Source organism: Thermoanaerobaculia bacterium, assembly GCA_018057705.1.
Lineage (GTDB): Bacteria > Acidobacteriota > Thermoanaerobaculia > Multivoradales > JAGPDF01 > JAGPDF01.
Genome location: JAGPDF010000011.1, coordinates 45638 through 66366 on the forward strand (window position 1 = coordinate 45638; position 20729 = coordinate 66366).

A 20729-nucleotide genomic window follows, 5' to 3' on the forward strand; every position below is an offset into this window, starting at 1 on the left:
GGGGTCCCGACCGAGCACAGGGGATTTCGTCGAGTCCCGGTCGGCGGCGAACTTGCGGAGAAATTTCTTCGAGCCCCGGCCGGCTTGTCCCTGTCGAAGCCGGGTCCGAAGACCTGTCGCGGTAGAATGAGCGATTCGATGTTGCGCATTGGAAACGTCCCGCTCGATTCGCCCCTGGTCCTCGCGCCGATGGCAGGGGTGACCGACCGCGACTTCCGGCTGATCGTGCGGCGGATCGGCGGCGTCGGTCTGGTGACCATGGAGTTCATCGCCTCGCGGGCGCTGGTGCGCGGTGTCGCGCGGACGCTCGACCTGATGCACTTCCTCCCCGAGGAGCGCCCGATCTCGATCCAGATCTACGGCTCCGACCCCGACACGATGGCGGAGGCGGCGCGGCGGGTCGAGGCGATGGGCGCCGACATCTGCGACATCAACATGGGCTGCCCGGCGAACAAGATCCTCAAGGGCTGCTCGGGTTGCGCGCTGATGGGCGACCTCGAGCTCGCGGAGGCGATCGTAAAGACGGCGCGCAAGGCGATCTCGATTCCGCTCACCGTCAAGTTCCGCCTCGGTCTCGACCACGAGCGCAAAAACTTCCTCGAGCTCGGCCGGATCTGCGAAGCGAACGGCGCCGACGGCGTAGCGCTCCACGCCCGCACCGCGCGCCAGATGTTCTCCGGCGACGCGACCGTGCAGTGGGACGAGATCGCCCGCCTCAAGGAGGCGGTCGGCATTCCGGTGTTCGGCAACGGCGACATCAAGGAGCCCGGGGACGTGCTGCGGATGATTGCAGCCACCGGCTGCGACGGCGTCATGATCGGGCGCGCCGCCACCAAGAACCCCTGGATCTTTCAGCAGGCGGCCGAGCTCCTTGCGGGTCGCGAGCCGCAGGAGGCCTCGCTCCTCGCCCGCCGCGACCTGATCCTCGAGCATTTCCGGCTGGTCGCCTTGCGCGAGCCTTCGAAGTACGCCATGCACAAGCTCAGGAAGTTCACCGGCTGGTATACCCACGGCGTGCCGCACGGCCGCGAGCTCCGGCAGCGCATCAACGAGCTCCAGGACGTGCCGTCGTTCCTCGCCGCAGTCGAGGAGTTCTTCGACGAGATGACGGCGGCGGCGGCTTGAACCGCCACGAGGTCCGCGTTCCCCTGACCCTCGCCGACCTGCCGGAGGCGCTCGCCGGGGCCGCTCTCGCCTGGGGGGCCGAGTGGACCGCCGACGCTGCGGGCGGCGGGCGGCTCGTCCTGCCGGTGGTCTTCGGGTTGCGCCGCGGCGTGCTCGTCGGCCGGGTCGACTTCGAGCCCTCGGGCGACGGTGCGCGCGTCGTCTGGCAGCTCGAGGAGAGCCATCTCGAGCTGCAGCGCGCCTCGGTCGCGGTGCTCGCCATGGCGGTATTGGCGCTCGTGCCGGCGCTCGCCTGGCCGTTCAACCCGAAGCTCCTCTCCCTGCTGCCGTTCGCCGTGGTGATGGGCCTCCTCGCCTGGTGGCTGGTGCTCTCGCGCCTCGAGAACAGCGGCCCGGAGGAGTTCTTCGCCACGCTCCTCCCCAAGCCCTAGCCCGCCGCACCCCCTCTCCGCCCCGACGCAGAGGGGGGTCGATCGCGAGCCTACGGAGCGACCGCGCTCCTGTCGCCGGTACCGCCGCCCGGGAGGCCACCGCAGATGATCGGTTACATCGGGGCGACGTCGGGTTGTGCTCTAGGGCTCGACCTCGAATCCGAGGCGAGTTGCGACCTCGCGCTGCCTGGCGTCGAGGGAGAGGAAGGTGATCTCGGCCTTGGGACTGAGCAGCAGCGCGCAGGCAAGATGCCAGGCGTCCGCGCCGCGCACCTGCCCGTAGGCGAAGACCCGCCCGAGCTCCGGGCCGAGCGCGCGATCCGGCAGGATCCACCGCAGGTGGTGAAAGAGCTCTTCGCGCTCGACCACGATTCCCTCGCGCTGAACCACAGCCAGGAGCTCTGCTTCGAGGAGGTTGGACGACCAGATCGAATCGAAGCGCTCGAGCGCGAGAGCTCGCGCACCCGGCTCGGCGAGCAGGATTGCCGCGAGGCACGAGGTGTCGACGTAGGCGATGCTCAATCGCGATCGTCGAGGAAGCGCTGCAGGGCTCCTGGGCGATGCGCAATCGCTTTCCAGGTTCCCTTCTTGGCGGGCGCCGGGCTCAAGACACCTTCCGCCGTGAGCCGTTCGATGCGCTCCTCGAGCGTTTCCATTCGCTTTTCGATCGGCCGGATCTCGGCTACCGGCTGGCCATGAAAGGTAATCACCACCCGCCCCCCCTGCCGCACCTTGCGCAGCAGTTCGCTGAACTTCGCCTTCGCTTCATAGGTTGAATAGACGGATTCCATGGCCGATACCTCGCGCCTCGGCTGTCAATCTATTCTGGTCAGACCAGACCAGTCAACGCGGGACCGATCGCGGCAGGGCCATACTCTCCGAGATCGGGAGCGTTCTCGGTCGGCCTGTGGATACCGCCGGGGGAATATCCGACCGCTTCTGCTATGTTCCCTTCCCTGCAGGACGGTTCTTTCATAATTTGGGGGCGCACCGGGTTCGACGGGGAACAGTGCGGTTCGAGGGTTGCGCATCGGGTTTGCACCCGTAAAACGGCAAGTTATACCTGCCAACGACAACTACGCTCTCGCGGCTTAATTGACCGTGACGTTCCAGCCATGGGCCATTGTCCACGGCACGGGCTGGGGCGACGCTAAAGTGGACTGAACGCTGAGGTTGGTTCCGCTCCTCAGCGGGATCGTCAAATCGGAACTGGCGCTTGCGTAGGAGGCCTTCTGCATTGCGCAAGGGCGATGACCCTAAGTGAAGGCTATGTGCGTAGATACTTTCGGGACGCGTTTCTCGGACGTGGGTTCAATTCCCACCGCCTCCACCATTCTCTTCATTTGCTGAAAAGGACACGATTGCTATCGTGTCCTTTGTCGTATCTGCAGGTCATGCCGGATTTTCCGAGGAGCCTTTCGTGAAGACGACCCCCTTCGCCGCAGAGCGTCGGCAGAGCTCACTCCTTGCCGTCTGCCGCCTGCGGATCCCCTTCATCCAGTTGTTCGTCGCGGCGGCATTCGCCGGCCTGCTCGCCGGCTGCACCGGCAACCCGCCAGCCGCCACGACTTCGACGGCCGCAGCGACCGCAGCGGCGCCGGCCGCGACCGGCTTCACGATCCTCCAGATCAACGACACCTACAAGATCGAGGGGCTGCGGGCCGGCGCCGAGGGCGGCATGAGCCGGGTGCGCACCCTGCGCCGGGAGCTCGAGGGCGAAGGCCGGCCGGTGCTCGTCCTGCACGCCGGCGACTTCCTCTTCCCCTCGGTGATGAGCAAGTACCTCCAGGGCGTGCCGATGATCGAGGCGCTCAACCTGCTCGACGGCTCCGCAGCGTTCGACGAGCTTCTCTTCGTCACCCCCGGCAACCACGAGTTCGATCATCCGGAGCCGCGGGTGCTCTTCGACCGCATTGCGCAGTCGCAATTCGCCTGGATCTCGTCGAACATCGCGGTCGCCGAGAGCGCCGGCACTGCGCTCAGCCCGATGAACAGCCTCTTCCCCAACGTGAAGGACCATGTCGTTCTCGAGCTCGGCGGCATCCGGGTGGGGATCTTCGGTCTGACGTTGAACGACCAGCGCCGCCCCTGGGTCGACTACGGCTACGAGCTCGAGGCGCGCCGGGCCACCGTCGCGCGGGTGCTCGACGACCTCGAGCGAGAAGGCGCCGAGTTCGTCGTCGGTCTCACCCACCAGGAGATCGGCGAAGACGAACGGCTGGCGAAGGAGTTCGGCGACCGCATCGACTGGATCGTCGGCGGCCATGAACACGTCGCGCAGTTTCTCCGCGTCGGCGCGACGACGATCACGAAGGCCGACGCCGACGCCAAGACCGCCTATCGCATCGACGTCCGGCGGGCCGGCGGCGCGATTCGCGGCGCGAGCGCGCTGCTCGAGCTCGACACCGCGGTGGCGGTCGATCCCGACATGGTGCGCGAGGTCGCCACCTCCCTCGCGACCCTGGCACGCACCGTCGAGGAGAAGACCGGCCGCAAGCTCCTCGACGTCGTCGCGACGACCGAACACCTCCTCGAGGGAACCGAGCCGGCGATCCGCGGCCGCGAGACGGCGCTGGGCGACCTCCTCTGCGACGTTCTGCGCGAGCGCCTCGGTACCGACCTCGCGTTCGTCAACGGCGGCGCGATCCGCGTCAACGACGACGTACCCGCGGGCGGGAATCTCCGCGTCTACGAGCTCGAGGGGATCTTCTACTACGACGACAAGCCGGTCATCTTCGAGCTCACCGGGCGCGAGCTTCTGGCGCTGCTCGAGAAGTCGGTCTCCCAGGCCACCCTGGGACACGGTCGCTTCCTGCAGATCTCCGGCCTGCGCTTTCGCTATCACGTCGCCGCCGACGGCACGACGCGGGTCGACGCCGCCGACGTCGCGGTGCGCCCCAACGGCGAAGCCGGCTTCGCGCCGCTCGACCTCGAGCGCCGCTACCGCACGGCGACGCTCGACTACACCTGGCGCAACGGCTATCGCGACGGCTATCCGCTGTTCTCCGCCGGTGACGGCAAGTCGAGTCCGGCGCTCCTCGAAGAGCCGCAGATATCCTGGCGCCAGCTCACCGAAGAGGCGCTCGCCGCGCTTCCCGGGCTGCGCATCACCACCGACGTCGACGGCCGGATCGTGCGCATCGAAGAGCCCTAGCGCGCAGTTAAGGTGAAGCGCCGCGCCTCCCTTTCTGGATCTCAGCGTCGGTGCCGGCCGAAGCCTCGCTCTCGCGCGCCGTTCCTTTGCTGGTGACTACCTAGTGCCGAGAGTCCCGCGATAGAACCGGATCATTCCCAGGAGGGACGGTGTCGGAGTCGCGAAACTGACCGTCTCTGCCCTGAATCCTGACCTCGCCTCCGCCGAGATTGCCGACAATTTCCTTGGCTCGCACTTCCGCCTTGCGCTGCGTGTCGAAGACTGCGCTGGCTCTGTCGGCGTGGGGCTTCTTTACAGCCCACCCGTCACTGTGTGTTACTACAAACCGGTTGTTCGTCCCGTTCTTCTTAGCCATCGTTTCCTCCCTTTTCTACTGAACTGCGTTACTTTGCACCCAAGGCTGCTTGGGCATCAGTTAAGAGGGCATCGCAACACGCGGTGACCTCGATGCTGAGGTTGTCGAGCGAGGCCCCTTGCTCTAGTCGGATGGACGGCTTCTTCCCGTGCGTCGCGCAGGTCATGCCATCCAACTGTTGCTTGAGCTTCGCTTCGGTTTCCCGAATCAACGCCTTCTCCAACTCGACGCCATCTGGCTGAGAGCCACCTTCTTGCCGTTGACTTCAACACTGATCATGTTGTCCGCCTTTCTGGCCTAAAAGGTCTCAAGCTGCCCTTCGGACGTTGACGTTGATCCAATCCCAAGCTTCCTGGGACATCCAGCCGGCGCTTCGATTGACCACTTCGATGATCAGGACGGTGTCGCTCTTGTCGATGTGGGGTGAAATCCGATCCCAGAGCTGCTCGGGGGTCTCGAAGGTCGCGATCAGCCAGGACGACTTGAGGAAGTGCCACCAGTTCGGCGAGTTCTCCAATTCGCTGATCAGCCCTGCATAGTTCTGTCCGGGACGGTTGAGGTCATAGTTGACGGAATAGACGCGCATTTCTTCTCCTTGATTCCTTCAGTCGAGTCGGCCTCATTGCCGCTGCGACCTTTTCCGCCATTATAGCACAGATGTCAACAGGGCTGTCGTGCGCTGGCCGTCAGTAATACTGACTGTCAGGCATCTGGTGGTGAGGGGGTTGTTTATTGGGCTGACAGTGGGCAATACTGTTTCGGATGGATTTCTACGAGCGCCTCGGGGCTCTGCTAAGTGCCTCCCGGGATGAGCGAGGGATCACGCAAGCCAAGCTCAGCTCGGAGATTGGCCTCAGCCGGTCCTCTATTGCGAACATAGAAGCGGGCGCACAGGGAGTTTCTGTGGAGCTTCTGGTTCGCATCGCTAAGGCCTTGAACGTCGCGCCAGCGACGCTCATACCCCCACCGGAAGCCGTCGACACGGTCGCACAACTCCGCGAGTCGATTCGCGCTGCTTCGGTTGAGGTCTCCGAAGGTCTTATGGACCAGATCGAAAGGCACCTAAAGCCACGGGGAGAGTCGAGTGCTAAGAAGACCAGAACGAGAAGCAGCAGCGCTCCTAGTTCAGTTGGGGATTGAGGGTCCGGCCGTTGACGTTGAGGGTGTCGCGAAGTCGTTGCGAATCAAGGTCGTTCGTGACGTGCTCGAAGATGGCACCTCGGCAATGCTCATTCGACAAGGCGCCGATGCGCTAATCATGGTCGATTCCGCCCAGACGAAGGCGCGGCAGCGCTTTAGCATCGCTCACGAGATCGGGCATTTTCAGCTGCATCGAGAGCTCGTTTTCGTCGACAAGCAGCCGGCGCGAGTCAACTTCCGCAATGCTGATTCCTCACTTGCTCAGGATCCCCGAGAGATCGAGGCGAATGGCTTCGCTGCAGCACTTCTAATGCCGGCCGCCTGGGTCTACGCCGCAGTTGAGAAGCTACGCACTTCCAAGCGCCGACCAAGTGAAGAGCAGCTCGTAATTTCTCTCGCCACTACCTTCGCTGTCAGCGAACCTGCGATCCGATACCGCCTCCTTAACCTCGGCCTGATCTCCTCTTTTTGAGTTCTTCTCGAAAGGGGTCGCTCGACCCGACCTGGCCTAGGAACGCTTGCATTCCCTGAAGGCGCTACTTCGAGAGGCTTCCAGGGGTCGGAGGGTTGCCAACGAGTAAGGCGAGCTCCGCTAGAAAAGCGCCGCGATCGCGGTATCGAAGGGGCGGTGCAGCACGCCCTCCTCGGTCACGATCGCCGTGATGAGGTCCGCCGGGGTGACGTCGAAGGCGAGATTGAAACCCGACGTTCCGACGGGCGCAATACGCCGACCGGCGAGATCGGTGACCTCGAGGCCGGCGCGTTCCTCGATCGGGATCTCGGCACCGGAGGGGATCCGGGGATCGAAGGTCGAGAGCGGCGCCGCGACATAGAACGGCACCTTGTGGCGGTGCGCGAGGACGGCGACGGTGTAGGTGCCGATCTTGTTCGCCGCATCGCCGTTGGCGGCGATCCGGTCGGCGCCGACGATGACCCGCTCGACGAGGCCGCGGCTCATCAGCGCCCCGACCATCGAGTCGGTGACCAGGCGATGCGGAATCCCCAGCCGCAGCAGCTCCCATGCGGTGAGGCGAGCCCCCTGGAGCAGCGGCCGCGTCTCGTCCACCCAGACCGCGGCGAGACGTCCGGCGCGGTGCGCCGCGGCGATGACGCCGACCGCGGTGCCGATGCCGCCGGTCGCCAGAGCTCCGGCGTTGCAGTGCGTCAGCACCCGGTCGCCGGGGGCGAAGAGCGCGGCGCCGTGCTCCGCCATGCGCCGGTTGCGGTCGATGTCGTCGTCGTGCAGGGCCCGCGCCCAGTCGAGGAGCCGCGCCGCCAGCTCGACCGGCGGGCGCTCCCCTCCGGCTCGCAGGAGCTCGAAAGTCTCTTCGCCCTGCTCCAGCGCCCAGCGCAGGTTGACGGCCGTCGGTCGCGTCTCGCCCAGGATACGGACGGCATTCGCGACCCGGCGACTCGGCTCGGGCTCGGGATCGTCGGGGTCGAGGAGGGCCACCACGAGACCGTAGGCCGCCGCGATGCCGATCGCCGGTGCGCCGCGGACCACGAGCCGCCGGATGGCGTCGGCGACGCTAAAGACGCTGGAGCAACGGATCCACTCCTCGTCGTGCGGCAGGCGCGTCTGATCGAGCAGTTCGAGGGCGCCTCCGGAAAAGCGCACCGGTCGAAATTCGGCGGCTGGTTGCAGGTCATCCGTCATACGTCGATCTTAGCCCGGACAGTTCCCTCTCCCCGCCTGGCGCGGCGGTCGGCGGCTCTCTCCGTCCGTCGCAAGATGACCGCTCGCCGGCGGGGTGGCCAGGTCGGCTTGATAGGATTGTCGCCGCAGAGCTCACCTCGAGCCTTCGCAGGACCGTTCGTACCGGCCCCGGGCCGGGCGCGGCGCAAGAAAGGGGCCTCACCCGTGAAAGGCGATCCCAAGAAGCTCGGTTTTTCGACCCGAGCCATCCACGCCGGGCAGCATCCGGATCCGGCGACCGGCGCGGTCACCGTGCCGATCTACGCCACCTCGACGTACCTTCACGACGAGCTCGGCAAGCACAAGGGCTTCGAGTACGCCCGGGTCCAGAACCCCACCCGCTTCGCCCTCGAGGAGAACGTTGCGGCGCTCGAGGGCGGCCTCTCGGGCCACGCCTTCGCCTCGGGAATGTCGGCGATCGCCACCCTGATGACCCTGGTGAAGAGCGGCGAGCACGTCGTCTTCTCGCGCAACGTCTATGGCGGCACCTACCGCTTCATGACCCAGGTGCTGTCGCGCTACGGGGTGGAGTCGAGCTGGGTCGATTCGACCGACCTCACCGAGATCCGCCAGGCGATCCGCCCGACTACCCGGATGATCTACGTCGAGACCCCGACCAACCCGATGATGGAGGTGACCGACATCGCCGGCGCGGCGGCGATCGCCCGCGAGCACGGCCTCGTCTTCGCGGTCGACAACACCTTCATGTCGCCCTATTTCCAGCGTCCGCTCGAGTTGGGCGCCGACGTCGTCGTCCACTCGACGACCAAGTTCCTGAACGGCCACAGCGACTCGATCGGCGGCACCCTGGTCGCGAAGAGCCCCGAGCACGGCGAGTGGTTCAACTTCGTGATCAAGTCGGAGGGGGCGATCCTGTCGCCGTTCGATTCGTTCCTCGTCCTGCGCGGCATCAAGACGCTCGCGGTGCGCATGGAGCGCCACGAGCAGAACGGAAGAGCCCTCGCGGCTTACCTCGACAGCCATCCCAAGGTGCAGCACGTCTTCTATCCCGGTCTCGCGAGCCACCCCGGCCACGCCCTGCAGCAGCGCCAGGCGACCGGCTTCGGCGCGCTCATCACCTTCGAGCTCGGGAGCTACGCCGCGGCGAAGAAGTTCCTGGATGCGGTCGAAGTCATGTCGCTCGCCGAGAGCCTGGGAGGCGTCGAGACCCTGACTTCGCACCCGGCCTCCATGACCCACGCCTCGGTTCCGGAAGACAAACGCGCCGAGCTCGGCATCACCGACGGCCTGGTGCGCATCTCCGCCGGCATCGAAGACCTGGCCGACCTCCTGGCCGACACGGAACAGGCGCTGGCTGCGGTCTGAGGCCCTCGCTGCTGCCTAAATTACGCTCTGGAGCTGCGCTGCGGCCCGAGGCGCTTCCCTGGACTTGCGGTGCCTCGGCGTCTCGGCAAGTTCCTTGACGAAGTTGACGAAGTGCCTGTGCTTGAGTCTCCTTAGCTCGCCAAGAAAGACGAGCTGTGGCTTTCCGAGGTACTTCGGCTGATTAGCCGTCCACCTTAGGCTGCAATAGCCCGCTCTTAGTCGATGGCCAATCCAGCGGCAGTCGACAATTTGACGACCACCATCCTTATTAGCGAGCAGCAGAGAGCCAATGAGACTGGACCACCTGGCCTGAGGCACAAGTGCCGCACCATACAGGTGCCAAGACTGGCCGGAAAAAAAGAGCGCTCCGCTAGAACATTGGAAATCAGCGAGTATCTCGACAATAGTGGACCAGCCATCCTCAATTGTCGGAGTCTTGAAATCGACCATGGGAATGTGAAAGATCTCGACCCTCTCCCCGTGACGAATCAGGACCTGGGAGTGCATTGCGAGGTCGCGCCCCCTCGAAAGACTCGCTCGTAGCTTGCAGTACTCGTCAGCAAGGTGTTCTCGCCTTAGCACGAAGATCTCCCTCGAGTCCGCCAGAACTCCTGGCTGGTACTCATAGCTGCTGAAGTTAACTTCAGCGCGCTCAGGTATCAATTCCTCGAGCATCTTCGGGATCACGTCCTCGGGCGTGGCGGCAAGTTTCATGTAGTCACCTTACCGAGGGAAATCCTCGAACGACATGGTAGGTCTTGACCGCGTGGCTGTCAGTCATGCCAGAGACATAGTCCAGAAGCAACTGGAGTCTGAATATCGGCTCGAGGTCCGGTTCAGCATCGACGCAATCGAGAAATGCTAAGGCGTGCTTTCGCGAAAGTAGCTCGACCAATCTCGATTCGAGTGCAAACTCGGAGGGCTTCTTTCCGGATCTCTTCCTTTCCAGCAAGGCCCGAAAATCCATTGAGGCCAGGCTCAGCAACGGACTTAGTGCGTCGAGTAGCCCCGTTACAATCTGGAATCCGCTGAGTTCAACTCCTACAGCTTCTGCAGACACAAAGATGTTCTTCCGCGCAAATTGCTTGAGGCCGTCCAGCGCTGCGCTAGATTCCTTGTCCAGATCTAAGAGCGGGTGTTGAAGCTCTCCATCTAGAATGGCGTCGTGCTGTTCACAGAAGATCTCGGCGGCTCGATTGACGAGGTGTCGCGTCAAATTCGTCCGAAAAACTACGAATTCTGCGTACTTGCAATGGCGCTTCTTGCTATCAAGCTTCTTCCAGTGCTTTCGCCTAGTGGTTCGATCCAGCGCCTTCTTGAAGGCTTCTTCGCTGACGATCCTCTTCTCGAGTGCGTCCTCGATGTCCGAGAGGCAGTAGGCGATGTCGTCCGCGGCCTCCATTAGGAAGACGAGTGGATGCCGTTGGCCTGGAAGTCCTGCATTGGCATCCCACTTGAGACCAAGTCTTTTCCAAATCTGCTCTAGAGTCTTCGACTCTGATTCGAAGTACCCGACTTTTCCCCGAAATCCAAGTCTATTCTTCGTTGTCGCTGGCGTTGGCGTTAGGTACTTCACCATGGAAGCCAGAAGCGACGCCGTTAGGTTCAGGCCGGAGGAATCGCTCAGCCACTGGAGGCGGGATACGATTCGAAAGCCCTGGGCATTCCCATCAAAATACTTGAAGCCCGGAAGAAATCGTGCCACATGCTCCTGAGCTACACCTTGTTTCTTCCAAGAGCTACAGAGACTCTGCTCATTGTCGGCAATCCACTTCTGAATCGCATATTCGCCGAGGTGTCCAAATGGTGGGTTCCCGATGTCATGCAGCAAACAGGCGTTCGAGACCGTCTTTGTGAAAGGAAGGCGGAGATTCTCTTCGGCTGTTCCGCTAGAGACCAAGTTGTCAAAGACCTTACCCGCGATCAACTCGCCAAACATCGCGACCTCTAGCGTGTGCGTGAGCCTCGTCCGGACTGCGGCGTTCGTTTCTAGTGAGAAGACCTGCGCTTTGGTTTGAAGGCGGCGAAACGCGGTACATGTGACTACGCGCGCGTGGTCACTTAGTGTTTCTTCGATGAGATTTCTGCCTGCCTGAGTAGACTGACGGATTCGATCGGGCGAGAGAAAGTACCTCGAGCGCTCGCTCTTCTCCGCCATGACCTGACTGCGCTCTGGTCTCTTAGTGGGGCTCTTCCTGGCGCGCCTCGTGGCCACTTGAAGCGCGATTATACGCCTTTGCGGCCTCCGTCTTCGGAGGGATACGTGGCTCTTGGATCTAGTCCACTCCAGCCTCGGCGCCGAAGGGGCCTCTCCTCTTCGGAGGCTGGCTCCCAGCAGGCGTTGATGACGCTGGTGTGAGCGCCCCTGCCCAGGCGACAGTGGCTCTTCATTGTAGGCCGAGGGCGAGGAACTCGCAGGATTGAAGGCGCGAATCGCCCGATGCAGTCAACGATGCTCCGCCACTCCAGTCGAGCCCGCCAAGGACTGATGGCGAGGGTTCCAGCTTCCGCTCGCTTCAGTAGTTCGATTCGTCGAGGAGCTCGCGCTCCTCTTCGTCGGAGAACGGGGCGTTCTTGTCGAGCGAGGCGCCGATCCAGGCGAGGAACTTCTCTTCGCTCTTGCAGACCTTGAAGGCGAGGATCTCGGGGAGCTCGTAGCTGTGGAGCTCCTGGATCGCAGCCTGGACGGCGGCGTACTCGCTCTCCAGGGTCTTCACGATGAGCAGGAACTCGGCGTCGCGGCAGATCTTGCCCTGCCAGCGGTAGACCGAGCGCACCCCGGTGACGATATTGACGCACGACGCATGGCGGCGCGCCACCAGCTCGGAAGCGATCAGGTTGGCCTGTTCTTCGGTGCCTACGGTTGTGACGACGACGAAAGCTCCCACGGCCGCGAAAGCTACGCCCCTTCCTCCGGCAAGTCATGCCGCGATGCGGCAAGGCGGTGTCCGCGAGGCGTCGCCTCAGCGCCAGCGTTCGCTTTCGAGGTCGTAGGCGAGGCAGCCGATCTTGCCGGTCCGGCCGAAGACGCGCGCCGCCGAGAGGTGGCGCCGTCCGTCGGTGACGTAGACCGTGCCCGGCGTCGCCGTTCCGATCGGGCTGAACGAGGCGATGTCGGAGCGATTGAAGCGCACCGGGTCGTCGAGCCGATCGAGCCGGCGGCGAGGATCGCCGGGGTCGCGCGGCGCTCGGCCCGGCGGAAAACCGAAGTGGATCTGGCGGCCGAGATGGGCGAGCCGGACGCGCGGCATCACCGGCGGGTCGTCGCCCGAGAGAATGTCGGCGGAGAGCACTCCGTCGCCATCGCCGTCGCGGTAGAGCCCCCAGGTCACCGTGCCGTCGGCGTCGACCCGGAACTTCAATCCGACGTTGGCGTCGTGGCGGATCGCATAGGCGCGCGCAACGTGAAACGCGGAGGCGACTTCGGCTGCGGCGAGCTCCACCCGGAGCCCGGCGGCCAGCTGGAGAAGTGGGGGAATGCCCAGGGTGAGCACCAGGGAAGAGATCGCCATGGCAATCAGGAGCTCGATCAACTGATAACCCCTCTCGGCTGTCCGCATCAAAGTCGCCTCCGCCCGGGCTCGAAATCAGCCGTTGGCCGCGGGCTTCCCGGCCGGCGCGTCGGACTTTTCGGACTTGGCGGCGGCCTTCGGCGCGCGCGGCAGCTTCACCTTCTCGACGAGCGTGGTCGGCCCGCTGAGCGCCACGTACGGCTTCAGCTGCTCGTAGGTCGATTCACCGATGCCGCGCACCAGCATCAGGTCGTCGAGCGACTTCCAGGGGCCGTTCTTCTCGCGCTGCTCGACGAGACGCGCCGCGACCGCGGGGCCGATGCGCGGCAGGAGCTGGAACTCGGCGGCGGTCGCCGTGTTGACGTTGACGGTCTTGGCTTCGCCGGCGAGCGCCGGAGCGGCGGCCAGGAGGCAGAGGACGAGTGCGGCGGCGGCGAGGGTGCGCTGGTGGATTCGCATGTTCGCTTTCCTTTCTTGCGGCGTTGGTCAGGCGTTCAGTGATGGCGGCGCCGGAGCTCTTCCGGCGTCGTCGCTGCGGACTGCCGACTGCACGGCTGCGGTACTGCGGTGTTGCGGTCCGGCCGACTGCATTCCTGGATGGCGGAGCGGCTCGTGGGGTCTCTGTCTTCCTGGCGCCTCCTCTCCGGTTGAACTGCGCTGCGCCAGACGACAGGTACACGCTCCCTGCCAGAGCGGTGAACATCGCGCAAATCCAGCATTTGCAATCACTTGGGATGAAAACTCCGGCGCCACCGCGGGCCACTGCCGGCAAGGGGACGGGCGCCTGTCGGGCGCGGCGCGGGGGCGAGAGGGGCGAGCACCCCGAAACAGCGCACTCCCATCCGGCCGTCAAAGGATCTGGACGGAAGCGCAATCCCTTGCGGCGATCGGATAGTCTTCAGGGCTGATGTCGACTGCGCCCCGCTCCACCGCCCGCGAGTACCTGGAAGCCCTGCTCATCGCGGCGGTCTTCCTGTTGTTCACGAACACCTTCGTGATCAAGACCTTCTTCATCCCGAGCGGATCGATGGAGGACACGCTTCTCGTGGGCGACCATCTGTTCGTGAACCGCTTCATTTTCGGACCGACAATGGGGAAGGTCGAGCAGGCGATCCTGCCGCTGCGCGTACCCCGGCGCGGCGACATCGTCGTTTTCCGCTCCCCTGAGCGCCCGAATATCGATCTCGTGAAGCGGCTGATCGGCCTGCCGGGCGACACCATCCAGGTCGTCGACAAGCAGCTCTTCGTCAACGGCAAGAAGGTCGTGGACGACGCCTACGTCGAGCACAAGGATCCCAGGATCTTCCAGAACCGGCCGTACATGTCCGAGCAGCAGCGCCTGCGCGACAACTTCGGACCGGTGACCGTTCCGGCCGCGAGTTACTTCTGCATGGGTGACAACCGCGACCTGTCCTACGACTCCCGGTTCTGGGGCGTGGTGCCCGAGCACTACATCAAGGGCCGCGCCTTCCTCATCTACTGGTCGTTCGGGGGCGGAACTTCGGACGGCACCTGGCGTGGCGCCGGCGCGAAGCTGCGCGAGCTCGCCAACACCGCCCTCGGGTTCCTGACCAAGACCCGATGGACGCGCTCGTTCCACCTGCCGAGCTGAACCGCGCCGGCGGCCTCCCGCCGCCGAGCACCGACGCCCCGGCGGTCGCCGGTGTCGCCCGGGTCGCCCGCATCGTTCTCGTCGCTCTGCTGCTCGCGCTCTTCGTGCGCGCCTTCCTGGTCGAAGTGGTCTCGATTCCGAGCCCGTCGATGCTCCCCACCCTCGAGCCCGGCGACCAGATCCTGGTGAACCGCTTCCTCTTCTCGGGCCCGCCGTCGGGTCTGCTGCCGCGGCGGCCTGTCCGCAGCGGCGACGTGGTGCTCTTCCGGCCGCCGTTCGACCCCCACCAGCATTTCGTGAAGCGTTGCGTCGGTGTCGCCGGCGACTGGCAAGGCGGCGGCGTCCTCGCGCCCGGCATGCTCTGGCTGGAGGGCGATGCCCGCGAACGCTCGCTCGACTCCCGGCGCTTCGGGCCGGTGCCCGACAGTGCCGTCGAGGGGCGGGTGCTGGCCGTCCTCTGGTCGCGGTCCGGTACGGCAGCCGGACGGAGCCGGATTCTCCGGCAGGTACGTTAGACTGATGGCCGGCTCAGCGGTCCGCAGGAGGAGGATTTTCGATGACGCGACGTCAGAACCAGGCGGGTGACAGCAAGGTCGGTTGCATCCTTTGGGGCCTCCTGCTCGCCGCCGGCATCATGGTCGGCTGGAAGGCCATTCCGGTCAAGATCGCGACCTCCGAGCTCTACGACTTCATGGTCGAGCAGGCGAAGTGGGCCGGCAACACACCCGCCGAGACGATCGAGAAGCGCATCGTCAGCAAGGCGAACGAGCTCGACCTGCCGGTCGATGCCAAGTTCGTCAAGGTGGAGAAGCCCGGCGACAAGGTCCGCATGAGCGCCGAATTCACCGTGCCGCTCGAGTTCCCGGGCTACACCTACGAATGGGAGTTCGATCTGCAGGTGGATCGCCCGATCTTCATCTGGTAGCGAGCGGCCTCCCGGTCCGGCGTCTCGACATGGCCTATACCCGACCCCTCGACGCCGTCGAAGTGCGCATTCTGGGGGCGCTCATGGAGAAGGAGCGCACGACTCCCGATCTCTACCCGCTCACGGTGAGCGCACTTCTCCAGGCCTGCAACCAGAAGACCAGCCGCGACCCGGTCACCGACTACTCCGAGACCGACGTCGTCACCGCGCTCGACCGGCTGCGCGCCGACGCGCTCGTCTTTCGCGTCCACAGCAGCCGGAGCGAGCGCTACGAGCACTGTCTCGATCGCCGTTGGCATCTCGACACCGGCGGCGCCGCTGCGGTCGTGGCGATGCTCCTGCTGCGCGGCGCACAGACCGTAGCGGAGCTCCGGGCGCGCACCGCGCGGCTGCATCCGTTCGCCACCGCGGGTGAGGTCGAGGCAGCGCTCGCGCGCCTCGCCGACGGCCCCGACGCGCTCACCCGCGAGCTGCCGCGACAGCCCGGGCAGCGCGAAACCCGCTGGATCCATTTAGCCGGCACCGAAGAGGTGCAGCGCAACCAGCTGGCGGGCGTGCACGCGCAGCCGCCGCACTTCGCGCCGGAGAGCCAACCCGATTCGCGGACGGCCGCGACGGCCGTCGTCGCTTCGGAAAGGCCAGCGCTGGAGGAGCGACTCGCGCGGCTCGAAACGGCAGTGGCCGAGCTCAGCGCGGCGATGACCGAGCTGCGGACGCGGCTCGGCGAGTAGTCTTCCCTTCGAGCAGGATCGGCAAGCCCGCATTTCTCACCAGCTTTCGTCGCGAGGCGTCGCATATGCCCGCGGCTGCAAGGCGTCGCGACCGAGGTGCGCGCAGGCGGGCCGGTCGGCCCGTCGAGCACGCGGGGCACCCGTCCGGTGGACGGGTCGTGAGCGCAACGCAGCAGACGCGGGCAGGTGCGGCGCCGCAGTAGGAAGTTGGTGAGAAATGCGGGCTAGTAGCGCGCGGAGCGCGAGCTGCCGGCGAGCTCGCTCGTCAGTGCGACGAGCGCGGCCTCGGGATCCGCCGCCTGGGTGAGCGGCCGGCCGATGACGATCAGGTCGGCGCCGGTGGCGATCGCCGTCGCCGCGGTCGCGGTTCGGCGCTGATCGTCGCTGGTGCTGGAGCCAGGGGAGCCATGCCCGGCCGGCCGGATTCCCGGAGCCACCAGCTTGAACGGTCGCGTTTCGGCCGCCCGCAGCGCCGCGAGCTCGAGCGGCGAGCAGACGACGCCCGCAGCGCCGGCGGCGCGCGCGAGGTGCGCCCAGAGCAGGACACGGTGCGAGCTGCCGCCCGGCATGTCGAGGAGCTCGAGGGTCGCCTCGTCGAGGTGGGTGAGGACGGTCACCGCCAGCATCGCCACCCGGCCATCGGCGGCTTCGACGGCCGCCGCGATCATCGCCGGGCCACCGGCGGCGTGGAGGGTCAGATAGTCGACGTCGAGCTCGCGCGCCGAGCGCACCGCGCCGGCCACGGTGTTGGGGATGTCGTGGAGCTTCAAGTCGAGGAAGATGGCCCGCGCGTGCCGGCGGGCGATCTCGACCGCCGGCGGCCCCCAGCGCACGTAAGCTTCGAGACCGACCTTGAGGACACCCACCCGCGGGCCGAAAAAAGCGCACCAGCGCTCGAAGGTGGCGCGATCGTTGGTATCGAGCGCGACGGCGACCTGATCCAGCCCGCGCGCTTGAAGATCTCCAGCTGTCGTGCTCATGTCTCCCTCCATGGGCGCACCCCGCCGACCAGTTCGCTGACGCGATCCACCTTCATCTCGACGAGCCGCGCCGCGAGGCCGTCCACCAGCTGCTCGGCGGCGCGGGGGTTGCGGAAGAGAGCCGTGCCCACCTGCACGGCCGACGCCCCGGCGAGCAGGAACTCGATCACGTCGTCGACCGTCTCGACGCCGCCGATACCGATGACCGGCAGCCCGACCTTCTTCGCCACGTCGTAGACGATGCGCACCGCGATCGGCTTGATTGCCGGGCCCGAGAGTCCGCCGCGCGTGGTGTGCAGGCGCGGCCGCCGGGTCCAGGGGTCGATCGCCATGCCGAGCACCGTGTTGATTGCCGAGAGGATATCGGCACCACCGGCCTTCGCCGCCTCCCCGATCGCCACCGGCGAGGTCACGTTCGGCGACAGCTTCACGGCGATCGGTTTGCCGGTCACGTTGCGGACGCTGCGCACCAGGCGCTCGAGGAGCACCGGGTCGTGGCCGAACTCGATGCCGCCCTTGGTGACGTTCGGGCACGAGACGTTCAGCTCCACCGCCGCGACGCCGGCAAAGGCATCGACGCGCTCGGCCAGCCGGGCATAGTCGTCGAACTCGTAGCCGAAGAGGTTGACCACGACCTGCGCCGGGAAACGACCGAGGCCGGGCAGCACTTCGGCCAGGAACTTCTCGATGCCGATGTTCTGCAGACCGATCGAGTTCAGCATGCCGCCGCGCGGTTCGCCGATGCGCGGCGGCGGGTTGCCCTTGAGGGGTTCGAGCGAGAGTCCCTTGGTGACGATGCCACCCAGGCGGTCGAGCGCCGCGAGGTGCCCGAACTCGAGCCCGTAGCCGAAGGTGCCGCTCGCGGTGAGAATCGGATTCGGCAGCGCGAGCCCGGCCAACCGGACAGAGAGGTCCGGCGCGCGCTGCGCCGGGCCGGCGGCGGAGGTCTCCTGCCCGCTCACCACTTCACCGCGTCGAAGGGGAAGACCGGTCCGTCCTTGCAGCACAGCGCGTAACTCCCGCTGGTGAGCTCGACGGCGCAGCCGAGGCAGGCGCCGAAGCCGCAACCCATCGGCGTCTCGAGCGCCGCCTCGCCGGGCACGCCATGTTCGGCGCCCATCTCGGCGAGCCGCTTCATCAGCCCCATCGGGCCACAGGTGAAGATCTTGCGGTACCTTCCGGCTTCGAGATCGGGAGCGAGCGCCGCGGTGACCAGGCCGCGCTCGCCGGCGCTGCCGTCTTCCGTCGTGGCGATCAGGCGCCCGCCGCTGGCGCGAGCCAGCTCCTCGAAGGCGCTGCGGCGCGCGAGATCGACGCTCGAGCGTCCGCCGTAGTAGAAGTCGAAGACCGCACCCTCGGCGAGGAGACGCCGACCGAGCAGCAGGAGCGGTGCCGAGCCCACGCCGCCGGCAACGAGCGCCACCGGCCGCCGGTCCACGTTGTTGCTGCCGGGGAGAGTTTCCGCGGTGTCCGAGGAACTGGCGCCCGCTGTGGGGCCGAACGCCTTGCCGAGCGGACCCAGCACGGCAACGCGATCTCCCGGACGCCGGGCGGCGAGAGCGCGGGTTCCCGGGCCGACGATCTTCACCAGCAGTTCGATCCGCGCCCCGCAATCTGTTTTACTTACGTCGTGAACCGAGAGGGCGCGGCGCAGGTAGGGCTCCAGACCTTCGGCGGTCTCTACCATGACGAACTGCCCGGCGGCGATCTCGCGCCACTCTTCCGGCCCATCCAGTACGATCGAATAGTAGGGCAGCGGGTGGGGGACGATCTCGACGACCTGGGCGTGGGTATCGATGGGCTGCATTCGAGGCCTCGACTCTAGCAAACGAACCCGCGTCCGATCGCCCACCACCGAGAACAGAATCCGTGCAACGCGACCCTCTCCTCCCGCCAGAAGCACCGCGCCCTGTCGGCGCGGCCGCGCTCTGGCCGCTGCCGCCCCGGATCGAGGCGGTTTCTGCCGCGCTGCTGCCGGCCCTCCTCGCCGGTTTTCATCTCGCCGGGTTGCTCTACTTCCTGAACCCGCATCTCGCACCGTCGGTCCCGGGATATGTGCAGGGCGCTCTGCGCCTCGGCGCGCTGCTCGCGCCGCTCTCGCTCGCCGCCCATTGGTTGGGGACCCAGCTGCGCAACGTGCGCGTCCGGCGCCTGCTGCCCTGGAGCCTGACCGTGGTGCTGGGCGCCGCGGCGCTCGCCGACTGGGTGCACGCTTCGCACTACTCCTTCTACCTTCCGCCCGGAATCAACGCCAATCTGATCCGCGTCGCACTCTGGCTCTCTCTGGCTTCGATCCTGGCCTTCTACACCGCCCTGCTGCACACCGTGCATCATCGGCGCTACGGAACCCGCAGCGTCGTGCTGCTCGTCACGGTCGTCGCCCTCGGCCTCTATGTCGTCGTCGACCGCCGCGCGAGCTACGAGCCCGTGGCGGCGCAGCCGGCTGCCTTCGCCCGGCCGCTCGCCGCGCCGGCGGCGCCGCATCTGCTGGTCGTCGGCATCGAAGGCGCGACCCTCGACGTGCTGCTCCCCCTGGCGCGCCAGGGACGCCTCCCCTTTTTCGCCACCCTCTTCGACGAGGGCAGCTACGCCCGCCTCGAGAGTTTCGCGCCGGTGCGGCCGCTCGGTCTCGGCGCCAGTCTCGCCTCCGGCAAGCTCCCCTTTCGCCACGCTCTGGCGGGCCCGACGCTGCTCGAAGCGTCCTGGCTGGGAGAAGACGGCGAGCTGCGGCTGCTGCCGCTCGGCTTCTCCGCACTGGGACTCGATCGGCTGCTGGGGGAGCACCGTCCCGTCGCGAGCGCCGACCGGAGAGTGCGGACGATCTGGGAGATTCTCGATCGGCTCGGCCGGCAGACCGCCGTCATCGGCGTCCCCGAGGCGCTGCTCGCCCCTGCCGGCGGCGCGGCCCAGGCTTCGGACGCCCTCTTTCGCGGCGCCGCTGCGGCTACGGCGGCGCGCCCCGAGGACTTCGCGGGGCGGCTCGAGCTGCTGCGCGGCGCGTCGGCGGGGCACCTCGAGCCGCCGGCGCGCGCTGCGCGCGCTCCGCTTCATCCTGCCTCCCCTGCGGTCGCGACGACCCCGCCCGACCCCGGTCGCTCTCCGGCAGAGACGCTCGCCGCGGCGCGCGCCCAGGACGCCTGGCGCGCCGCCGTGGCCGCCTCGCTGCTCGCCGACTCGAGCCCACCGGCGGCCCTCTTCCTCGACCTTCCGGGTCTGGTCGAAGTCGAGCTCCTGACGCTGGGCGGCTTCCATTCGGCCGAAATGGGCGGCTCGCGGGCGGGAGCCGACCGCCGGGCCGCAGCCGCACTCACCGACTACATGGCCTTTCTCGACGCCAAGCTCGCCGAGCTCTGGGCGCGACTTCCCGAGCCGCGCCTGCTCGCCGTGGTCTCGGCCTACGGCGTGGCCCCGCCTTCGGGAGTAGGGCGGGTGTTGGGGGAGGTCTGGCGTGCCCGCCGCATCAGCGGGACACTCGTCGGCGGACCCGACGGCACGCTGCTGCTGCGGGGCGAAGGGATTCGCCGCGGTGAGGGGCTCGCGACGGCGCGCATCGTGGATCTCGTACCGACCCTGCTCTACGCCGCACGGCTGCCGATCGCTCGCGACTTCGACGGCCGCGTGCTGACCGAAGCGTTCGAGCCGGCACTGCTGCAGAGCGTGCCGCTCACCTTCCTGCAGAGTTACGAGGACCTGCCGTCGCCGAACGAGCGCTAGCGCTCGCCCGCGGTGCGCTACGGCTCGG

General features: G+C 66.4%; 24 protein-coding genes and 1 other RNA gene. 12 read left to right on the top strand and 13 right to left on the bottom strand.

What is annotated here, in order from left to right:
• Positions 1-126: 126 nt before the first annotated feature.
• Positions 127-1125, top strand: coding sequence for a tRNA dihydrouridine synthase DusB (dusB, locus tag KBI44_05345; protein ID MBP9143891.1), 999 nt, complete (start codon positions 127-129; stop codon positions 1123-1125).
• Positions 1122-1556 carry a hypothetical protein gene (locus KBI44_05350; protein MBP9143892.1) on the top strand — a complete coding sequence of 145 codons (435 nt, stop codon included), beginning with the start codon at positions 1122-1124 and terminating at the stop codon, positions 1554-1556. The genes dusB and KBI44_05350 overlap by 4 nt, the downstream gene beginning before the upstream one ends.
• A gap of 141 nt (positions 1557-1697) precedes the next feature.
• On the opposite strand, the gene KBI44_05355 is transcribed toward KBI44_05350, so the two are convergent.
• Positions 1698-2078, bottom strand: a complete 381-nt coding sequence (locus KBI44_05355) for a PIN domain-containing protein (GenBank protein ID MBP9143893.1) — start codon at positions 2076-2078, stop codon at positions 1698-1700.
• Positions 2075-2347: a type II toxin-antitoxin system prevent-host-death family antitoxin gene (locus tag KBI44_05360; GenBank protein MBP9143894.1), complete on the bottom strand. Its 273-nt coding sequence runs from the start codon at positions 2345-2347 to the stop codon at positions 2075-2077. The genes KBI44_05355 and KBI44_05360 overlap by 4 nt, the downstream gene beginning before the upstream one ends.
• Before the next feature lie 190 nt (positions 2348-2537).
• Here KBI44_05360 and ssrA point away from each other — a divergent pair.
• Together ssrA and KBI44_05370 are read left to right on the top strand one after the other, a co-directional pair.
• Positions 2538-2889, top strand: a transfer-messenger RNA (tmRNA) gene (gene ssrA / locus KBI44_05365).
• 87 nt (positions 2890-2976) lie between these two features.
• Complete coding sequence (locus tag KBI44_05370) at positions 2977-4710, top strand: bifunctional metallophosphatase/5'-nucleotidase (GenBank protein MBP9143895.1); 1734 nt, start codon at positions 2977-2979, stop codon at positions 4708-4710.
• A gap of 100 nt (positions 4711-4810) precedes the next feature.
• Here the strand turns inward: KBI44_05370 and KBI44_05375 are convergent, their stop codons facing one another.
• Both KBI44_05375 and KBI44_05380 read right to left on the bottom strand, forming a co-directional pair.
• Positions 4811-5065: a DUF2188 domain-containing protein gene (locus KBI44_05375; protein MBP9143896.1), complete on the bottom strand. Its 255-nt coding sequence runs from the start codon at positions 5063-5065 to the stop codon at positions 4811-4813.
• A gap of 307 nt (positions 5066-5372) precedes the next feature.
• On the bottom strand, positions 5373-5651 hold the full coding sequence (locus KBI44_05380) for a hypothetical protein (protein MBP9143897.1): 279 nt from the start codon (positions 5649-5651) through the stop codon (positions 5373-5375).
• A 176-nt stretch (positions 5652-5827) separates the two neighbouring features.
• Between KBI44_05380 and KBI44_05385 the strand changes: the two genes are divergently transcribed.
• Both KBI44_05385 and KBI44_05390 read left to right on the top strand, forming a co-directional pair.
• Positions 5828-6205, top strand: a complete 378-nt coding sequence (locus KBI44_05385; GenBank protein MBP9143898.1) for a helix-turn-helix transcriptional regulator — start codon at positions 5828-5830, stop codon at positions 6203-6205.
• A gap of 37 nt (positions 6206-6242) precedes the next feature.
• Positions 6243-6677, top strand: a complete 435-nt coding sequence (locus tag KBI44_05390) for an ImmA/IrrE family metallo-endopeptidase (GenBank protein ID MBP9143899.1) — start codon at positions 6243-6245, stop codon at positions 6675-6677.
• A 120-nt stretch (positions 6678-6797) separates the two neighbouring features.
• Here KBI44_05390 and mtnA read toward each other — a convergent pair whose 3' ends face one another.
• Positions 6798-7862: an S-methyl-5-thioribose-1-phosphate isomerase gene (mtnA, locus tag KBI44_05395; GenBank protein MBP9143900.1), complete on the bottom strand. Its 1065-nt coding sequence runs from the start codon at positions 7860-7862 to the stop codon at positions 6798-6800.
• 75 nt (positions 7863-7937) lie between these two features.
• On the opposite strand from mtnA, the gene KBI44_05400 reads away from it, so the two are divergent.
• Complete coding sequence (locus KBI44_05400; GenBank protein MBP9143901.1) at positions 7938-9227, top strand: PLP-dependent transferase; 1290 nt, start codon at positions 7938-7940, stop codon at positions 9225-9227.
• Between the two features lie 15 nt (positions 9228-9242).
• On the opposite strand, the gene KBI44_05405 is transcribed toward KBI44_05400, so the two are convergent.
• The 5 genes from KBI44_05405 to KBI44_05425 all read right to left on the bottom strand — a co-directional run bounded on the left by KBI44_05405 (position 9243) and on the right by KBI44_05425 (position 13198).
• Positions 9243-9941: a hypothetical protein gene (locus tag KBI44_05405; protein MBP9143902.1), complete on the bottom strand. Its 699-nt coding sequence runs from the start codon at positions 9939-9941 to the stop codon at positions 9243-9245.
• 4 nt (positions 9942-9945) lie between these two features.
• Positions 9946-11385 carry a dNTP triphosphohydrolase gene (dgt, locus tag KBI44_05410; GenBank protein ID MBP9143903.1) on the bottom strand — a complete coding sequence of 480 codons (1440 nt, stop codon included), beginning with the start codon at positions 11383-11385 and terminating at the stop codon, positions 9946-9948.
• A 358-nt stretch (positions 11386-11743) separates the two neighbouring features.
• On the bottom strand, positions 11744-12115 hold the full coding sequence (locus KBI44_05415) for a divalent-cation tolerance protein CutA (protein MBP9143904.1): 372 nt from the start codon (positions 12113-12115) through the stop codon (positions 11744-11746).
• Positions 12116-12190: 75 nt separating this feature from the next.
• Complete coding sequence (locus KBI44_05420) at positions 12191-12787, bottom strand: prepilin-type N-terminal cleavage/methylation domain-containing protein (GenBank protein MBP9143905.1); 597 nt, start codon at positions 12785-12787, stop codon at positions 12191-12193.
• Between the two features lie 27 nt (positions 12788-12814).
• Complete coding sequence (locus KBI44_05425; protein MBP9143906.1) at positions 12815-13198, bottom strand: helix-hairpin-helix domain-containing protein; 384 nt, start codon at positions 13196-13198, stop codon at positions 12815-12817.
• Between the two features lie 448 nt (positions 13199-13646).
• On the opposite strand from KBI44_05425, the gene lepB (KBI44_05430) reads away from it, so the two are divergent.
• Genes lepB (KBI44_05430) through KBI44_05445 form a run of 4 tightly spaced genes read left to right on the top strand, consistent with a single transcriptional unit; the run spans position 13647 to position 16007 of the window.
• On the top strand, positions 13647-14351 hold the full coding sequence (gene lepB, locus KBI44_05430; protein ID MBP9143907.1) for a signal peptidase I: 705 nt from the start codon (positions 13647-13649) through the stop codon (positions 14349-14351).
• Positions 14321-14866: a signal peptidase I gene (lepB, locus tag KBI44_05435; protein MBP9143908.1), complete on the top strand. Its 546-nt coding sequence runs from the start codon at positions 14321-14323 to the stop codon at positions 14864-14866. Before lepB (KBI44_05430) ends, lepB (KBI44_05435) begins: the two co-directional genes overlap by 31 nt.
• 41 nt (positions 14867-14907) lie before the next feature.
• Positions 14908-15276, top strand: coding sequence for a hypothetical protein (locus KBI44_05440; GenBank protein MBP9143909.1), 369 nt, complete (start codon positions 14908-14910; stop codon positions 15274-15276).
• A gap of 29 nt (positions 15277-15305) precedes the next feature.
• On the top strand, positions 15306-16007 hold the full coding sequence (locus KBI44_05445) for a YceH family protein (GenBank protein ID MBP9143910.1): 702 nt from the start codon (positions 15306-15308) through the stop codon (positions 16005-16007).
• Positions 16008-16231: 224 nt separating this feature from the next.
• On the opposite strand, the gene pyrF is transcribed toward KBI44_05445, so the two are convergent.
• From pyrF to KBI44_05460, 3 genes are read right to left on the bottom strand one after another with little or no spacing between them, the layout of a single operon-like run.
• Complete coding sequence (gene pyrF / locus KBI44_05450) at positions 16232-16987, bottom strand: orotidine-5'-phosphate decarboxylase (GenBank protein MBP9143911.1); 756 nt, start codon at positions 16985-16987, stop codon at positions 16232-16234.
• Entirely contained in the window at positions 16984-17949 is a 966-nt protein-coding gene (locus tag KBI44_05455; GenBank protein MBP9143912.1) for a dihydroorotate dehydrogenase, read from the bottom strand. The genes pyrF and KBI44_05455 overlap by 4 nt, the downstream gene beginning before the upstream one ends.
• Positions 17946-18794, bottom strand: coding sequence for a dihydroorotate dehydrogenase electron transfer subunit (locus tag KBI44_05460; protein MBP9143913.1), 849 nt, complete (start codon positions 18792-18794; stop codon positions 17946-17948). Before KBI44_05460 ends, KBI44_05455 begins: the two co-directional genes overlap by 4 nt.
• Before the next feature lie 62 nt (positions 18795-18856).
• Here KBI44_05460 and KBI44_05465 point away from each other — a divergent pair, with 62 nt between their 5' ends.
• Positions 18857-20701: an alkaline phosphatase family protein gene (locus KBI44_05465; GenBank protein ID MBP9143914.1), complete on the top strand. Its 1845-nt coding sequence runs from the start codon at positions 18857-18859 to the stop codon at positions 20699-20701.
• The last annotated feature ends 28 nt before the right edge of the window (positions 20702-20729 follow it).

Excerpts from the sequence above, each read along its gene's own strand:
- dusB (MBP9143891.1), top strand. The coding sequence starts at position 127 with ATGAGCGATTCGATGTTGCGCATTGGAAACGTCCCGCTCGATTCGCCC.
- KBI44_05360 (MBP9143894.1), bottom strand. The coding sequence starts at position 2,347 with ATGGAATCCGTCTATTCAACCTATGAAGCGAAGGCGAAGTTCAGCGAA.
- KBI44_05375 (MBP9143896.1), bottom strand. The coding sequence starts at position 5,065 with ATGGCTAAGAAGAACGGGACGAACAACCGGTTTGTAGTAACACACAGT.
- KBI44_05380 (MBP9143897.1), bottom strand. The coding sequence starts at position 5,651 with ATGCGCGTCTATTCCGTCAACTATGACCTCAACCGTCCCGGACAGAAC.
- KBI44_05385 (MBP9143898.1), top strand. The coding sequence starts at position 5,828 with ATGGATTTCTACGAGCGCCTCGGGGCTCTGCTAAGTGCCTCCCGGGAT.
- mtnA (MBP9143900.1), bottom strand. The coding sequence starts at position 7,862 with ATGACGGATGACCTGCAACCAGCCGCCGAATTTCGACCGGTGCGCTTT.
- KBI44_05400 (MBP9143901.1), top strand. The coding sequence starts at position 7,938 with ATGACCGCTCGCCGGCGGGGTGGCCAGGTCGGCTTGATAGGATTGTCG.
- KBI44_05405 (MBP9143902.1), bottom strand. The coding sequence starts at position 9,941 with ATGAAACTTGCCGCCACGCCCGAGGACGTGATCCCGAAGATGCTCGAG.
- dgt (MBP9143903.1), bottom strand. The coding sequence starts at position 11,385 with ATGGCGGAGAAGAGCGAGCGCTCGAGGTACTTTCTCTCGCCCGATCGA.
- KBI44_05420 (MBP9143905.1), bottom strand. The coding sequence starts at position 12,787 with ATGCGGACAGCCGAGAGGGGTTATCAGTTGATCGAGCTCCTGATTGCC.
- KBI44_05425 (MBP9143906.1), bottom strand. The coding sequence starts at position 13,198 with ATGCGAATCCACCAGCGCACCCTCGCCGCCGCCGCACTCGTCCTCTGC.
- lepB (MBP9143907.1), top strand. The coding sequence starts at position 13,647 with ATGTCGACTGCGCCCCGCTCCACCGCCCGCGAGTACCTGGAAGCCCTG.
- lepB (MBP9143908.1), top strand. The coding sequence starts at position 14,321 with ATGGACGCGCTCGTTCCACCTGCCGAGCTGAACCGCGCCGGCGGCCTC.
- KBI44_05440 (MBP9143909.1), top strand. The coding sequence starts at position 14,908 with ATGACGCGACGTCAGAACCAGGCGGGTGACAGCAAGGTCGGTTGCATC.
- KBI44_05445 (MBP9143910.1), top strand. The coding sequence starts at position 15,306 with ATGGCCTATACCCGACCCCTCGACGCCGTCGAAGTGCGCATTCTGGGG.
- pyrF (MBP9143911.1), bottom strand. The coding sequence starts at position 16,987 with ATGAGCACGACAGCTGGAGATCTTCAAGCGCGCGGGCTGGATCAGGTC.
- KBI44_05460 (MBP9143913.1), bottom strand. The coding sequence starts at position 18,794 with ATGCAGCCCATCGATACCCACGCCCAGGTCGTCGAGATCGTCCCCCAC.